Here is a 15,431-nt window from a genome sequence, read left to right as displayed (position 1 = left end):
CCGACATCCTCGAGCAAGTTGTCCCAGTTCAGCTCTAACCACTGATTGCGCAATCCAGTTGCCAATCCAATCAGCACCAGACCAAGAAGAAAAATCCGCAGCATCGCGATGGTCCAGTTGAGTCCTGACGCTAGTCAAACCCTGGTGATTGCTCTCGGCGATCCCGCGGGGATCGGCATTGAGGTTGTCCTCAAAGCACTTGCCAGGCCAGAGGCCCTCCCTGCTGCGCTCAAGCCTGTCCTGGTGGGCTGTCGCCGCTGCGTGGAACTCACCCATCACCAGTTGGTCGCGCAGGGCTGCACAAACCTCGCCGATCCATCGACCCTGACCATCCACGATCAACCCTTAGCGACCCCGATTGCTCCCGGCGACCCATCAACAGAGAGTGGCGCGGCAGGATTTCAGTGGCTGACCACTGCCGTCAACACGCTGCAGAGCAGCGGAGCCCGCGCATTGGTGACCGCACCCATTGCCAAACATCTCTGGCATCAAGCCGGCCATGACTATCCCGGGCAAACCGAACGGTTAGCCGAACTCGCCGGCAGACCGAATTCCTCAATGCTGTTCACCGCACTGTCACCGCAAAGCGGCTGGAGGCTCAACACCCTGCTGGCCACCACTCACATCCCGCTTGCGGAGGTGCCGCAACGCCTCACCCCCGCCATCGTCGAACAAAAACTGGACACGCTCCTGAGCTTCTGCCGCCGCTTTCGCCCCAACCCTCACCTTGTCGTGGCCGGACTGAACCCCCATGCCGGCGAGGCCGGTCGACTCGGCCGCGAGGAACACGACTGGCTGATCCCGCTGCTGGAGCGCTGGCGCAACCAGCACCCAAGCTGTCGTCTGGATGGACCGGTTCCACCGGATACCTGCTGGATGCGAGCGGCGGATGCCTGGCGTGGACAGGGAACAAACGCACCCGACGGCTGGCTGGCGCTGTATCACGACCAGGGCTTGATCCCCATGAAATTGCTGGCCTTTGATGCCGCAGTCAACACAACACTCGAGCTTCCCTTCCTGAGAACCTCACCGGATCACGGCACAGGATTCGATATTGCTGGAACCGGCCAGGCTCGACCCGACAGCATGCTCGCCGCCATCCAGGCGGCGTGGGACCTCACTGCAGCAGGTCTGGATCAGGCCGGTTTGACCCGCATCAACACCTGACCGAATTCAACGGGAGTTCCGTTGTCAACCAGAATTTCAACAACCTCGCCGCTGACCTCGGATTCGAGCTCATTCATCAGCTTCATTGCTTCGAGGATGCAGACGGTCTGACCGACCTTGATGCGGCTGCCAACTTCAGCGAACGGCGGCTCCCCTGGAGCCGGAGCCCGATAAAACGTGCCGACCATCGGAGCCGTGATCTCGAGAAGATCACTGCGGCTGGACGCTGCTGCCGGAGGCGGAGAACCGGCGGAGACCTCAGCTGCAGATGCAGGAGCAGGAGCCGCGGCAGCGACTTGCATCACCGGAGCCATGACGGCCTGTCCAGGCAGGTTGCGCCGAATCTCCAGGCGGAAATCGTCTCCTTCGAGGCGGAATTCCTGAATATCACTGTCGCGGAGCGTGTCCAGCAGCCGATGGAGTTGATCGTGATCAAGCTGCATGGTCAACCGTTCTCCCGTCCGAGGTAGGAATCATTGCGCGTATCCACCTTGATTTTCTCTCCGACAGAGAGAAATAAAGGAACCATCACCTGCGCACCCGTTTCAAGGATCGCCGGCTTGGTGCCACCGGTGGCCGTATCCCCCTTCACACCGGGATCGGTCTCGGTGATCTCGAGAACAACCGAGTTCGGAAGCTCCACTTCAAGGGGTGCCCCGTTCCATGCCACAACATTCACCTCCATGCCCTCCTTGAGGTACTTACGGCTCTCTCCGATCTGATCAGCGGTCAGTCGGGTCTCCTCATAGGTGGACATGTCCATGAAGACATAGTCCTCTCCATCCATGTAGGTGTGCTGGAGGGAAGATTTCTCGAGCATCGCCTGGGGAAGCATTTCCCCAGCTCGGAATGTTTTCTCGACGACGTTGCCGGTCTTGACCGCCTTGAGCTTGGAGCGGACAAAGGCAGAACCCTTGCCAGGCTTGACGTGAAGGAACTCCACGACGCGCCAGACTGCACCATCAAGCTCAATCGTGGTGCCGGTACGGAAGTCGTTGCTGGAGATCATTCCCGCGGAACGGTTCAGGCGATCATACGGCTGTGCCAAAGTCCCGTCAGCACTGGGGTTCCCCTTGGCCTATCAGCGTTTTAAGGCCCTTCTGATCACCCTGATCGCAACAGGACTGTTGGGGTTCGCCACACCCGCATCCGCAGGATTGCCCCAGGGCAACGCGGTGAAGGATCCTGCGGCGATCCTGCGTGACGCCCTGCCGTTTGAGCAGCAGGACATCCGCGATCTCCAGCACCGCCTCGAGCTGACGAGCGATGACCTCAGGGCCAAGCGTTGGAGCGCCCTTGGGAAAGCGGTCAGTCGCAGCGAAGCCATCCTGAACACCCGGCGCAGCACAATTCTTGACGCGGTTCCAGCCGACCAGCGCGCCACTGCGGAGCAGTGGTTCAGGGAGGTCGACGACGGACTGATCACGCTCAAAGAACGGGTCAAGGACACGGATAAGCCCGGTTTCATTGCTGCCCGACGCGCCACCCTGCGTCGCATCGGTGACGTCGAGGCCCTTCTGGTGGACGACGACTTCGAGCGGGAGATCCCGGCTGAATTCGATGCCCTGCCAAGGCTCCAAGGACGGGCAACGCTGACGATTCACACCACCCAGGGCGACCTCACGGCCGTGGCCGATGGCTACAACGCGCCGCTCACAGCCGGTGCATTTGTCGATCTGGCATCCAAGGGCTTCTACGACGGCCTGCCCTTCAGCCGCGCTGAAGACTTCTACGTACTTCAAAGCGGCGATCCTGAGGGTCCTGAGATCGGCTACATCGACCCAACCACCAAGCAGGAACGCCACGTCCCTCTCGAAATTCGTGTCCCGGACGAGCCGGACACGCTCTACAACCAAACCTTTGAAGACGTCGGGCTGTTTAAAGCGACACCAACCCTGCCCTTCGCCACCCTCGGCACCCTCGGCTGGGCCCACTCCGACCAGGCCCTCGACGACGGGTCCTCACAGTTCTTCATGTTCCTCTACGAGGCTGAACTGACACCCGCAGGACTGAACCTGGTGGATGGTCGCAATACCGCCTTCGGTTATGTCGTGGATGGTTTTGATGTACTCGAGGAGCTGGGTGTCGATGACCGCATCGTCTCGATCAAAGTGACCGACGGTGTGGACGGGCTCAAAGCCCACGCATGACCGCGAGCCTCGCGGAGCTGGGCGAGTCTGAACTGCTGCGCAGACTTGCTCGCTTCGCTCCTCCAGGACAATTCGCCGATGACACGGCGGCTCTACGGCCCGACCCCCGGCCGCTGCTGGTCAACACTGACGTTCTTGTCGAAGACATTCACTTCAGTGACATCACCACATCCGCGCAGGACGTGGGCTGGAGAGCCGTGGCCGCCAATCTCTCCGACCTGGCAGCCAGTGGTGCCGTCAGCATCGATGGGATCACCGTCGCCCTGGTCGCACCAGGCTCTACAGCCTGGAGTTGGGTGGATGGGGTCTATACGGGCCTTGCAGCAGCCCTAGACCGTTTTGGCGGAGTCCTGCTGGGTGGTGACTGCTCCAACGGGCAGCAGCGGTCCCTATCCATCACAGCCCTCGGCCGTGTCGGGGAACTGCGTCTCCACCGTGGCGATGCACGGCCCGGCGATGCCTTGGTGACCAGTGGTGTCCACGGCCTCAGCCGACTCGGTCTCGCCGTTCTTCAGAACGACCCAGCCCTGGATGGCGTGGCACTCCCGGACGGGCTCAAAACAGCCGCGATCACCCACCATCAACGACCCATTCCCCGTCTTGATGCACTCGATACGCTGCTGAAGACAAAGCCGAGCCCACTGCCCTGGCGAGCCGCTGGCACCGACAGCAGTGATGGACTGCTTGCTGCAGTCGAAGGATTGTGCACAAGCAGCGGCTGTGGAGCTGTTCTGGATCGTGCGCTCTTGCCGCGACCACAGGGTTGGCCTTCGGGCTTGTCATGGGATCAGTGGTGTCTCCAGGGCGGTGAGGACTTCGAACTCGTCCTCAGCCTCCCTCCCGAGTGGGCTGAACGCTGGTTGACGACCCAGGAGGGGAGTCGTCGAATCGGCGAAATCACAACAGAGACCGGCATCATCCGCTGGAGTGACGGCCCGCGTGCGATCACAGCACCAGACTTCAACCACTACCGCCGGCCATAAAAAAACCCTCCCCGAAAGGAGGGCAAGAAGCATCTCAGTGGATGATCACTTCCAGTTCTTGGCAACAACCTCGGCCAGGTCAACAACGCGCTGGCTGTTGCCCCACTCGTTGTCGTACCAGGAAACGATCTTGAAGAAATCGTCGCCCATGGCCAAGGTCAGATCGGCATCAAAGATGGTCGACTGATCGGTGCCGGCGTAGTCGGTGGACACGAGGGGCAGATCGCCGTACTTGATCACGTTGCTCATCGGACCTTCAGCCGCGGCCTTAATGATCGACTTGATCTCCTCAACGGAGGACGCGCGGGACGACTGGAACACCAGGTCAACCGCAGACACGTTCGGGGTGGGAACGCGCATAGCGATACCGGTGAACTTGCCCTTCACAGCGGGGTACACCAGAGCCACGGCCTGGGCAGCACCGGTGGAGGTGGGGACCATGTTCACGGCTGCGGCGCGGGCACGGCGCAGATCACGGTGGTTGTTGTCCAGGATCCGCTGGTCACCCGTGTAGCTGTGAATGGTGGTCATCAGACCGCGTTGGATGCCGATCGACTGATCGATCACCTTCACCAGAGGAGCCAGGCAGTTGGTGGTGCAGCTGGCGTTGCTGAGGATGTCCCAGTCTTCGTGGCGGTACTGGTCTTCGTTCACGCCGACCACAAACGTGCCGACCTTGGGACCCTTGCCAGGAGCGGTGAGGATCACCTTCTTGGCACCAGCCTGAATGTGCATGCTGGCTTTTTCATCGGTGTTGAAGACACCGGTGGACTCGAGGACCAGATCCACACCCCACTCTTTCCAGGGGCAGTTCAGGGGGTTGCGATCGGAGAAGAATTTGATCTCCTTACCGTTGACGATCATCGAATCGTCGGTGGTTTCGATCTTCACGCTGGGGTCGAGCTTGCCCAGAATGGAGTCGTAGGTCAGCAGGTGGGCACTGGTCTTGGGATCGGAGGTGGCGTTGACGCCGACGATCTCAATACCGGTGTCAGCACCTCGGCTGATCCAACCCCGCATCACATTGCGACCGATTCGGCCAAATCCATTGATCGCAACGCGCAGGGTCATAACGGGAGCGGAAAAACCGCGTAATGGTTTTGGCCGCCGATCATACAGAAATTGAACAAAAAACTTCGTCCGAGCTCTGAGCAAATTGCTTGATCCGGATCAAAGCCCAGGGGACAACGCCCCTGGGCTGGCCTATCTTTCGAGCCTCTGATGCCGTTCCTTGACGCGCCCGCTTGACCGCCAGACGCCAGTTCACTTCATCGGTGTCGGCGGAATCGGGATGTCGGCTTTGGCCCGAATTCTGGTCGATCGTAAGCATCCCGTCAGTGGCTCAGACCCACGGGACAACGCCACCGTCCAACAGCTCAGCCAGTTGGGCGTCCGGATCTTTCAAGAGCAAACAGCCGCCAGCATCGACAGCGTGCTCGCCGAAAACGCGCGGCCTCCGGTTGTGGTGATCAGTACGGCCATTCCAGAAACAAATCCGGAACTGCAACGGGCCAATACGCACGGTCTTGAAATCTGGCATCGGTCCGATTTGCTCGCCGCTCTCATCGCTGAACAACCGGCGATCGCGGTGGCCGGCAGCCATGGCAAGACCACCACCAGCACCCTGATCACGACCTTGCTGATCAAGGCGAACCAGGACCCCACCGCTGTCATCGGCGGCATCGTGCCCTGCCTGGCCAGCAACGGCCATTCCGGCCGTGGGCGGCTGCTGGTGGCGGAAGCCGACGAATCCGATGGCTCCCTGGTGAAGTTCAGCCCAAGCCTGGGTGTGATCACCAACCTTGAACTCGATCACACCGATCACTACGCCAACTTGCAGGATCTGATCGACACCATGCAGACCTTTGCCAGGGGGTGCGATCGCGTCCTGGCCAATCACGATTGTCCTGTCCTGCAAGCCAACTTTCAACCGGACGCTTGGTGGTCGGTTCAGGACGTCGAAGGGGTGACCTATGCCGCACGGCCCATACAGCTGGATGGCGATCGCTGCGTCGCCGAATTCTTTGAACACGGGACGTTGGTCGGCACCTTCACGGTGCCGATGGCCGGCCTCCACAACCTCAGCAATGCCACCGCAGCCATCGCTGCTTGTCGGATGGAGGGCATTCCCTTCAGCGAACTCATCGACAGCCTGGCTCTGCTTGAGGCGCCGGGACGGCGGTTCGACCATCGCGGAACCTGGAAGGGCCGACAAATCGTCGATGACTACGCCCACCATCCCAGCGAAGTGAAAGCAACGTTGGACATGGCTCAGCTGATGGTGCGCACGGGACGTAGCCCCCTTCCGACAGCTCCCAAACGCCTCCTGGCGGTCTTCCAGCCCCATCGCTACAGCCGAACACAGCAGTTTCTGGATGCCTTCGCAGCAGCACTCCAGGGCTGTGATCTGCTGATTCTGGCGCCGGTTTATGCCGCCGGCGAGGACCCATTACCAGGGATCTCCAGCGCCGCCCTGGCCAGTCGGATCCAAGCCCTGAAGCCTGAGCTGAGCGTGAACGTTGCCAACGACCTGGATGATCTCAGTGCACTGGTGCAACGACTCAGCCGCGAAGACGATCTCGTCCTCGCCATGGGAGCCGGCGATGTCAACAGTCTCTGGACACGGCTGACCTCATGAGCGACGCCGCAGCGATGGGAGAAGCTCGGTCTCAGGCGCCCCTGGCGGAATACACCACCTGGCGTGTCGGAGGTCCGGCCGAATGGCTCGCTGAACCATCAGCTCTGGAGGACATCAAGGGCTGGTTGGACTGGGCACGGGAACGCGATTTGGTCTGCCGGGTCATTGGAGCCGGCTCAAACCTGTTGATCGATGACAGCGGTTTGCCGGGTTTGACGCTCTGCCTGCGCAAACTTCAAGGCGTGAGCCTTGATCCCAGCAGTGGTCTGGTCGAGGCCTTGGCCGGCGAACCGATTCCATCCCTCGCCCGACGCGTCGCCAGAGCTGGTCTGCATGGCCTGGAATGGTCGGTGGGCATTCCAGGCACGGTGGGTGGAGCCGCGGTGATGAATGCCGGAGCCCAGGGCGGCTGTATCGCAGACCGCCTGGTGTCGGTGCGGGTGATGCCGATCACAGGGGGCGATAGTTTTGAACTCACAGCGGATCAGCTGGAGTTCGGCTACCGGCACAGCGTCCTGCAACAGGACAATCTGGTCGTGCTCTCAGCACGGTTCCGCCTGGAACCAGGCCATGACCCCAAAGAGCTCAACCGGGTCACCAGTGGCAATCTCGCCCACCGCACCACAACACAGCCTTACCAACAACCCAGTTGCGGCAGTGTTTTTCGAAACCCAGAACCAGAAAAAGCCGGACGCTTAATCGAAGCGATGGGACTCAAGGGAACCCGCATCGGCGGGGCCGAGGTCTCGACACTGCACGCCAATTTCATCGTGAACACCGGCGACGCCCAGGCCCAGGACATCCACCAACTGATCCATCTTGTTCAGGATCGGATCGAACTGGCGCACGGAATCCGCCTGCATCCGGAAGTGAAACGCCTGGGATTCGATCCAGCGGCTTAACCTGCCGTCTCATTCAGCGTCACGATGGCAGGGTTCGGACTCCCCAATTTCGGTCAGCTCACCGAAGCCTTCCGCAAGGCCCAGCAGATCCAGCAGGACGCACAGGTGCTGCAGCAGGAACTGGATGCGATGGAAATCGAGGGCAAAAGCGGTGATGGCCGCGCCAGTGTCTGGCTGTCCGGCAATCAACAGCCCCTGCGTGTACGCCTCGATCCCGCGCTGCTTCAAGACGGACAAAGCACCTGTGAAGCAGCAACACTGGAAGCGCTGCAAGCGGCCTATGAGCAATCCACCGCAACGATGAAAGGTCGGATGGAGGAACTCACCGGTGGTTTGGACCTCAACCTCCCCGGCCTTGGCGGCTGAGCGCAACCAGCTCCTCGAGCCCGGAGGCGTACAAGCTGTACCGCTCCCACGTGGTGGAGACACCGCACCCGGGCTCACCTCGATGCAGACAATCGCGAAAACGGCAGGGCCAAGGGTCAAGCTGCTGTCGAAGTTCGGGAAACAACACGCCGAGCTCCCTGGGATCATCCGGAAGATCCGGTCGGTTGAATCCTGGAGTGTCAGCGACCTTTGAGGTGTCGCCAAGAGCAAATAGCTCCACATGGCGAGTGGTGTGTCGCCCCCGCTGCAGGCGACCCGACACGGCACCCACCCGTAAGGAGAGATGGGGAAGCAGACGGTTCAGAACGCTGCTTTTTCCCACTCCAGATGGACCACAAAGCACCGCCAGAGCAGTTCCCCTGAGGCGCTGTTGCAGGGCCTCAACCCCCTCTCCGGTCTCACTGGACAGTGCAATCGGCTCATAGCCCCAACGGCGCAGGCGCTCACACAACTGCTCAAGCTGATCGGGGGGAAGCAGGTCCCGCTTGCTCAAGACAACCTGCACATCAAGGCCGGTGCGTTCTGCGGTCAACAGGAAGCGACTGGCCTGATCCGGATCAAAACTCGGTTGATCAACGGCCAGGACCACCACCACGAGCGACACGTTGGCCACGGGCGGGCGCGTCAACCAGCTGTCCCGTGGAGCAACATCCGCCACCACAGCTCTGGCCTGCACAGGGTCGATCGCTTCGATCGAGACCTGATCGCCCACATGCACCGCAGCACCCCGATGGCTCAGACGAGTCCGACGGGTACAGAGCAGCCGACCCGGGATGCCATCTGGGGGCGCATGAAGCTCGACCTCCAAATAGTTGGCCTGAAGGGCAACAACGATGCCGGTGGCAGTCGAAGTGGACGTGGCGCTGAATTCAGCCACGGGTGCACGTCACCAAAAGCAGGACCGCGTCCGAGGTCCCATCGCTCACGACGACCTCGTGACCGGCATCGCGAAGGCCCGGGACCACCATCGCCTCCGGTTCACCACGATCCAGTTGCACAGCCAGCTGTTCGCCGGGCTGCATCGATTCAAGAGTGAGCTTGCAGCGAATGAAATTCACCGGACAGGGCGTTCCCCGCAGATCCAGGGAACGCTGGGTCATCCCTTCTGACCGAAGAGGCGGGCAAACAATCCACTGTTGTGATGGTGATGTTGTTTACCGCGGGCCGAATGATGGCCGGCAAGCTGCTCGAGAAGGTTGCGCTCCTCGTCGGACAGACGCTTGGGCAGCTCAACGGTGACGGTGATGCGCTGATCACCTCGTGCCACAGGGTTGCCCAGTTTGGGGATGCCCTTGCTGTTGAGGGTCACGACGGACCCAGGCTGTGAACCAGCCGGCAGCTCGATCTCTTGGGGACCATCCACGGTTTCCACTTCAATCGTGTCGCCGAGAATCGCCTGCAAGTAGCTGACCGTCACGTCCGAGTGGATGTTGAGTCCGTCGCGCTTCAGGCGTGGGTGCGACCGCACGGTGAGAAACACGTACAGATCACCCGACGGGCCGCCGCGCACTCCGGCATTGCCCTCACCACTGACCCGGAGACGGGTTCCGGTGTCGACACCAGCAGGAATGTTGATCCTCAGCTTCTTCCGAACCTGATGAACACCCTGTCCACCACAGGCAGAACAGGGATCAGCAATCACCTGACCGGTGCCGTCACAGGTTGGACATTCAGCCACCTGGGTGAAATTGCCGAATGGGGTACGCGTCGCCCGGCGAACCTGACCAGCACCACCGCAGGTTCCGCAGGTGGTGGGACCACTGCCAGCCTTGGCACCACTGCCATTGCAAACCTCACAGGTCTCGAGGTGAGGGATCTTGATCTCGCGCTCCTGGCCGAACACCGCCTGCTCGAAATCAATCGTGAGGTCGTAACGGAGGTCATCGCCCTGCTGTGGACCACGCCGCCTTGGGCGCCCACCGGCCGAACCGCCAGGCCCGCCGAAGCCCTGGAAGAACGTCTCGAAAAGATCGGCGAATCCCCCCATATCGCCCATGTCCGGAGCCCCGGCCGCTCCGCCGAGACCGGCTTCACCGAACTGGTCGTAACGGGCTCGGGTCTGAGGATCACTGAGAACCTCATAGGCACGACCGATTTCCTTGAACCGATCTTCAGCTCCCGCTTCCTTATTGATATCAGGGTGATATTGACGAGCCAGACGTCTGTAGGCCCGCTTCAACGTGTCGGCATCGGCATCCCGACCGACCCCGAGCAAGTCGTAGAAATCGGCCATTAATCCTGCTCCGTCTCAGACTGATCCTCGTTGGCCGGCGGCTCAGCTGTGGCAGCGGCAGAGTCGGATGGACCTGGACCCATCGAGACCTTCACCATCGCGTGGCGAAGGACCCGACCATTCAGGTGATATCCGCGTTGCAGCTCTTCAGTGACAACATCCTCAGGATGCTCGGTGCTCTCTTCACGCAGCACCGCCTCGTGGAGGGACGGGTCGAAATCCTGACCGACCACTTCCATCCGAGCCACACCCTGCTGCTTCAGCACCTCAACGAGCTGTTTGTAGAGCCCCTGATAGCTGCGATGCAAAGCCTGCGCCTCTTCTCCCTCAGGATTGAGTTGCTGACGGGCCCGCTCGAAGTTATCCACCACGGGGAGGATTTCACTCAGCGTTGAGCACACCAGCTGCTGGCGCAGATCGTCTTGATCTCGGCTCTGACGCTTGCGGAAATTGTCAAAGTCAGCGGCGATCCGCATGTACTGGCCCTGCAGCGTCTCGTGTTCGGCCTTCAGCGTCTGCAATTCCTGCTCGAGTTGCTGCAACCGATCCCCGGCGTCAGGCGCTGCGGATGATTCCGCTTGATCGGGCGCTTCGACTGGCGAATCGGACGCAATCGGCGCATCGATCGCCTCGACGGTCTGATCCTGCTCAGGGGTGGAAGCGTCGCCGCTCATGTCGACCGGTCCGGAAGAACTGTCTAGACATGTTGAAGGGCAACGCTGACCTCCCACAAGCTGCGGAAGCCCGCACCTTCTCGATTCACCGCACAATCCGTGACCCAGGCACGCCCCATTGCTGACTCGGCTTCACCGGAACAACAACGCTTCGAGCTCGAACTGCTCCTCCAGGAGGCTGTGCCAGACCGCGATGAACTCGCGACGGCTCGACAGCTGCTGGAGAGTCATCCCCTTGGCCTGAGCCCGCAGCAATGGCAGAACCTGCAGGCATTGCCATTGGCCATCAATGAGCAGATGTTGGACCTGGCGGTCCCCAGCCACTGGGGTGCCGAGGAACGGCAGTCGTTGCATGAGCAGCTGGACACCGGACCACGCACCGTCCACTGGCGATCCGCCCTGCTGAACGACCTGCTGGAGGTCCTGAACGCCCCAACCGCCCAAGAGATCCCGCCGCCCGTCGCGCCACTGCCTGAACAGAGCGGCGCCAGCGACGACGACGCCAAGCAAGAGATCCCAGTGCTGGAGCACAGCCCGTCGAGCGATGACGCAGCCTCGCTCGATGACACCATCGCCTCCTTCCTCGATGGGTTCAGCGCGGACGGAATCCTGGAAGACGATCCCGATGAGGCAGCCGCAACCAATGCCGACATCGTCGACCTGGAAGCCAGCATCAAGGACGCGGAGGCTTCACCCGTTATCGCTCTGGTGGATCGGATCCTGCTTCAGGCCATGAGCGTTGGTGCCAGCGACATCCATGTGGAGCCACAACAGAGAGGGCTCCAGCTGCGCTACCGCCAAGACGGTGTCCTCCAGCAGTACATCGAGCCGCTTCCCAGCCGGCTGATTCCTGCCGTCACCTCACGCTTCAAAATCCTGGCCGATCTGGACATCGCTGAACGGCGTCAGGCCCAGGACGGCCGGATCCGACGCCGATACCGCGAGCGCGTGATCGACTTCCGTGTCAGCACCCTTCCCAGTCGCTTCGGGGAAAAGGTCTGTCTGCGCCTGCTCGACAGCAGTGCCACGCAGCTCGGGCTGGACAAATTGATCGGCAACCCCCAGACCCTTGACCTCGTCCGTGAACTCGGCGCCAAACCCTTTGGAATGATCCTGGTTACCGGACCCACCGGTTCAGGTAAATCCACCACGCTGTATTCCCTGCTGGCGGAACGCAACGACCCGGGCATCAACATCTCCACCGTGGAGGACCCGATCGAATACACCCTCCCCGGCATCACCCAAAGCCAGGTGAACCGCGAGAAGGGATTTGATTTCGCCACTGCTCTGCGGGCCTTCATGCGGCAGGACCCGGATGTGTTGCTCGTGGGGGAAACACGGGATCTCGAAACCGCCAAAACCGCCATTGAGGCCGCTCTGACCGGTCACTTGGTGTTGAGCACCCTGCACGCAAACGATGCCCCCAGCACCATCGCGCGCCTCGATGAGATGGGGGTGGAGCCTTTCATGGTGGCGGCCGCTCTGATCGGGATCGTCTCCCAACGACTGATGCGCCGGGTCTGCGGCGAATGTCGAGAGCCGTATCAACCGGATGAACGGGAACTGGGCCGCTTCGGGTTGATGGCCAGCAAGGAAGCGATGGTGACCTTCTATCGCGCGCACCATCACGATCGGACCGAAGCGTCACCATGCCCGCATTGCAAAGGCAGTGGCTACAAGGGCCGGGTGGGCGTTTATGAGGTGCTTCGGATCAATGAAGACATCGCCACGGCCATCTCTCGGGGAGCCAGCACCGATGTGATTCGCCAGCTCGCCCTCGAATCAGGCATGACCACCCTGCTGGGGTACGCCCTTGAACTGGTCCGTCAAGGCCACACCACACTGGAAGAAGTGGGGCGCATGATTCTTACGGATTCTGGTCTCGAATCCGAGCGCAGAGCCCGTGCTCTCAGCACAATGACCTGTACAGGCTGTGGCGCTGGCCTCGAGGATGGCTGGCTCGAATGCCCCTACTGCCTGACCCCACGACATTGAGGAGGTCGTCTTGGAGCTGATGATCGAAGACCTGATGGAGCAGCTGGTCGAAGGCGGTGGCAGCGATCTGCACATCGCCACCGGGCAGCCTCCCTACGGTCGTTTCAGCGGTCAACTACGACCGATGCGGGACGACGCTCTCAGCGAAGACGACTGCAATAAGTTGATTTTCTCGATGCTCAACAACAGCCAGCGCAAGACGCTGGAACAGACCTGGGAGCTGGATTGCGCCTACGGACTCAAGGGTGTGGCGCGCTTCCGCGTGAACGTCTACCGCCAAAAAGGCAGCTATGCCGCCTGCCTACGGGCCCTGGGCAGCTCTATCCCCAGCCTGGACCTTCTCAATCTGCCGCCGGTCGTCGTCGAGACCTGCAAACGGCCCCGCGGTCTGATTCTGGTGACGGGACCCACCGGCTCAGGCAAAACGACCACGCTGGCGGCCCTACTCGACCACATCAACCACACCCGCAGCGAGCACATTCTCACGATCGAAGATCCGATCGAATTCGTCTACAAAAGCGATCAGAGCCTGGTGCACCAACGCCAGCTGAACGAGGACACCCGAAGTTTTGCCAATGCCCTACGGGCAGCCTTGCGGGAAGACCCCGACGTGATCTTGGTCGGGGAGATGCGCGATCTGGAGACGATTCAACTGGCCATCAGTGCCGCCGAAACCGGTCACCTGGTGTTTGGAACCTTGCACACCAGCTCCGCTGCCCAGACCGTGGATCGCATGGTTGATGTCTTTCCACCAGCCCAGCAGACCCAGATCCGTGTTCAGCTCTCCGGCAGTCTCGTGGCCGTGTTCTCGCAGACCCTCTGTCGCCGTGAGAATCCGCAACCGAATCAATTCGGACGCGTGATGGCGCAGGAAATCATGATCAACAACCCAGCGGTCGCGAACCTGATCCGTGAAGGAAAGACGGCTCAGCTGTATTCCCAGATCCAGACCGGTGGTGATCAGGGCATGCAAACCCTGGAGAAGGCCTTGGCTGATCTCGTCATGGAAGGCGCCATCAGCCGTGAAGAGGCGTTGGCCAAGGCGAGCAAACCACCTGAACTCGAACGGCTGTTCCGTGATGAATGAATCCCAGCGCTGAACCATGGCTTCCTTCGTTGCCAGCTACGACGGACCCACAGGGCAGTCCCGCTCCGTCACGATCAAAGCGGCGGATCCGCAGGAAGCCCGCAAGCTTCTGCGCCGCCGGGGAATCCGTGCGACGGAGCTGAAACCCCTCACTGAGACAACTAGCAAGTCTCGGGGTTCCGCTCAGGACGCAGAAGGGGGGTCAGGTCTGCTGTCGTTCAACCTCAGCGAACTGCTTGAAAAGCCGCCGGGGGTGAAGGAAAAGGCTCTGTTCGCCAGCAAAATGGCAGCGCTCGTCGACGCCGGCGTCCCGATTGTGCGCGGCCTCGATCTGATGGCCAAGCAGCAAAAGCTGCCGATGTTCAAACGAGCCCTGACCAAGGTGAGCCTGGATGTGAACGAAGGCGTCGCCCTTGGAACAGCCATCCGCCGTTGGCCCAAGGTGTTTGATCAACTCACCATCGCGATGGTGGAAGCGGGGGAAACCGGTGGTGTGTTGGACGAAGCCCTGCAGAGACTGGCCAAACTCCTTGAAGACAACGCCAAGTTGCAGAACCAGATCAAAGGAGCACTCGGTTATCCCATTGCCGTTCTTGTCATTGCCATTGCGGTCTTCCTGGGAATGACCATCTTTTTGATCCCGACATTTGCAGGAATTTTTTCAGATCTGGGAGCTGAATTACCTGCCTTCACCCAGGCCCTGGTGTCGCTGAGTGGGCTGCTGCGTTCCAGCTTTTCACTCTTCGCCGTTGGCTTCATTTTGGTGGCGATGTGGATGTTCACTCGGTATTACTCCACCCATCGCGGACGGCGTCAGGTGGACAGCTTGATGCTCAAAGTACCGCTGTTCGGAGACCTGATCATGATGACGGCCACGGCACAGTTTTGCCGGATCTTTAGTTCATTAACCCGGGCCGGGGTCCCCATCCTGACCTCGCTGGAAATTTCAAGTCAGACCGCAGGCAATTCGATCATTTCCGATTCCATCCTCAACTCACGCAGCCTCGTTCAGGAAGGCGTTCTGCTGAGTACAGCACTGGTGCGGCAGCAGGTTTTACCGGACATGGCCTTGAGCATGCTCTCGATCGGTGAGGAAACCGGCGAGATGGACAAAATGCTCAGCAAAGTGGCTGATTTCTATGAGGACGAAGTGGGAGCGATGGTGAAAGCTCTGACCTCAATGCTCGAGCCCGCGATGATCGTTGTGGTGGGCGG

16 protein-coding genes are annotated in these 15,431 nt (G+C 60.8%); 9 read left to right on the top strand and 7 right to left on the bottom strand.

Annotation, left to right across the window (positions count from 1 at the left end):
• The first annotated feature begins 108 nt into the window (after positions 1 to 108).
• The gene (gene pdxA, locus ACGVKB_RS04515) at positions 109 to 1,167 is read left to right on the top strand and encodes a 4-hydroxythreonine-4-phosphate dehydrogenase PdxA (RefSeq protein WP_392350089.1); all 1,059 of its coding nucleotides are present in this window, start codon (positions 109 to 111) and stop codon (positions 1,165 to 1,167) included.
• On the opposite strand, the gene accB is transcribed toward pdxA, so the two are convergent.
• Positions 1,137 to 1,616 carry an acetyl-CoA carboxylase biotin carboxyl carrier protein gene (accB, locus tag ACGVKB_RS04510; protein ID WP_392350088.1) on the bottom strand — a complete coding sequence of 160 codons (480 nt, stop codon included), beginning with the start codon at positions 1,614 to 1,616 and terminating at the stop codon, positions 1,137 to 1,139. The two genes, pdxA and accB, sit on opposite strands and share 31 nt — an antisense overlap.
• On the bottom strand, positions 1,613 to 2,176 hold the full coding sequence (efp, locus tag ACGVKB_RS04505) for an elongation factor P (protein ID WP_392350087.1): 564 nt from the start codon (positions 2,174 to 2,176) through the stop codon (positions 1,613 to 1,615). The genes accB and efp overlap by 4 nt, the downstream gene beginning before the upstream one ends.
• A gap of 64 nt (positions 2,177 to 2,240) precedes the next feature.
• Here efp and ACGVKB_RS04500 point away from each other — a divergent pair, with 64 nt between their 5' ends.
• Together ACGVKB_RS04500 and thiL are read left to right on the top strand one after the other, a co-directional pair.
• Entirely contained in the window at positions 2,241 to 3,317 is a 1,077-nt protein-coding gene (locus ACGVKB_RS04500; protein WP_392350108.1) for a peptidylprolyl isomerase, read from the top strand.
• Positions 3,314 to 4,300, top strand: a complete 987-nt coding sequence (gene thiL, locus ACGVKB_RS04495) for a thiamine-phosphate kinase (protein WP_392350086.1) — start codon at positions 3,314 to 3,316, stop codon at positions 4,298 to 4,300. The genes ACGVKB_RS04500 and thiL overlap by 4 nt, the downstream gene beginning before the upstream one ends.
• 45 nt (positions 4,301 to 4,345) lie before the next feature.
• Here thiL and gap read toward each other — a convergent pair whose 3' ends face one another.
• A complete protein-coding gene (gene gap, locus ACGVKB_RS04490; RefSeq protein ID WP_392350085.1) occupies positions 4,346 to 5,371 on the bottom strand; it encodes a type I glyceraldehyde-3-phosphate dehydrogenase in 1,026 nt (341 codons plus the stop codon).
• A gap of 160 nt (positions 5,372 to 5,531) precedes the next feature.
• Here gap and murC point away from each other — a divergent pair, with 160 nt between their 5' ends.
• The 3 genes from murC to ACGVKB_RS04475 are packed head-to-tail and all read left to right on the top strand — an operon-like array spanning position 5,532 to position 8,206.
• Complete coding sequence (gene murC / locus ACGVKB_RS04485; protein ID WP_392350084.1) at positions 5,532 to 6,938, top strand: UDP-N-acetylmuramate--L-alanine ligase; 1,407 nt, start codon at positions 5,532 to 5,534, stop codon at positions 6,936 to 6,938.
• Positions 6,935 to 7,840: a UDP-N-acetylmuramate dehydrogenase gene (gene murB, locus ACGVKB_RS04480; protein ID WP_392350083.1), complete on the top strand. Its 906-nt coding sequence runs from the start codon at positions 6,935 to 6,937 to the stop codon at positions 7,838 to 7,840. The genes murC and murB overlap by 4 nt, the downstream gene beginning before the upstream one ends.
• A gap of 24 nt (positions 7,841 to 7,864) precedes the next feature.
• Positions 7,865 to 8,206 carry a YbaB/EbfC family nucleoid-associated protein gene (locus ACGVKB_RS04475; protein ID WP_392350082.1) on the top strand — a complete coding sequence of 114 codons (342 nt, stop codon included), beginning with the start codon at positions 7,865 to 7,867 and terminating at the stop codon, positions 8,204 to 8,206.
• Here ACGVKB_RS04475 and rsgA read toward each other — a convergent pair.
• Genes rsgA through grpE form a run of 4 tightly spaced genes read right to left on the bottom strand, consistent with a single transcriptional unit; the run spans position 8,181 to position 11,134 of the window.
• Positions 8,181 to 9,104 carry a ribosome small subunit-dependent GTPase A gene (gene rsgA / locus ACGVKB_RS04470; protein ID WP_392350081.1) on the bottom strand — a complete coding sequence of 308 codons (924 nt, stop codon included), beginning with the start codon at positions 9,102 to 9,104 and terminating at the stop codon, positions 8,181 to 8,183. The genes ACGVKB_RS04475 and rsgA overlap by 26 nt on opposite strands.
• Complete coding sequence (locus ACGVKB_RS04465) at positions 9,097 to 9,327, bottom strand: sulfurtransferase TusA family protein (RefSeq protein ID WP_392350080.1); 231 nt, start codon at positions 9,325 to 9,327, stop codon at positions 9,097 to 9,099. Before ACGVKB_RS04465 ends, rsgA begins: the two co-directional genes overlap by 8 nt.
• Positions 9,324 to 10,460, bottom strand: coding sequence for a molecular chaperone DnaJ (gene dnaJ, locus ACGVKB_RS04460; protein WP_392350079.1), 1,137 nt, complete (start codon positions 10,458 to 10,460; stop codon positions 9,324 to 9,326). The genes ACGVKB_RS04465 and dnaJ overlap by 4 nt, the downstream gene beginning before the upstream one ends.
• Positions 10,460 to 11,134, bottom strand: coding sequence for a nucleotide exchange factor GrpE (grpE, locus tag ACGVKB_RS04455; protein WP_392347754.1), 675 nt, complete (start codon positions 11,132 to 11,134; stop codon positions 10,460 to 10,462). The genes dnaJ and grpE overlap by 1 nt, the downstream gene beginning before the upstream one ends.
• Positions 11,135 to 11,431: 297 nt before the next feature.
• Between grpE and ACGVKB_RS04450 the strand changes: the two genes are divergently transcribed.
• The 3 genes from ACGVKB_RS04450 to ACGVKB_RS04440 all read left to right on the top strand — a co-directional run.
• Positions 11,432 to 13,129, top strand: coding sequence for a GspE/PulE family protein (locus ACGVKB_RS04450; protein WP_392350107.1), 1,698 nt, complete (start codon positions 11,432 to 11,434; stop codon positions 13,127 to 13,129).
• 10 nt (positions 13,130 to 13,139) lie between these two features.
• Complete coding sequence (locus ACGVKB_RS04445; protein WP_392350078.1) at positions 13,140 to 14,216, top strand: type IV pilus twitching motility protein PilT; 1,077 nt, start codon at positions 13,140 to 13,142, stop codon at positions 14,214 to 14,216.
• A 16-nt stretch (positions 14,217 to 14,232) separates the two neighbouring features.
• The coding region (locus ACGVKB_RS04440) for a type II secretion system F family protein (protein ID WP_392350077.1) at positions 14,233 to 15,431 on the top strand (1,199 nt) is incomplete at its 3' end.

Origin of the sequence: Parasynechococcus sp., assembly GCF_042954325.1 — a bacterium.
Taxonomy (GTDB): domain Bacteria; phylum Cyanobacteriota; class Cyanobacteriia; order PCC-6307; family Cyanobiaceae; genus Parasynechococcus.
This window is presented reverse-complemented; position numbering and strand designations above follow the sequence as displayed.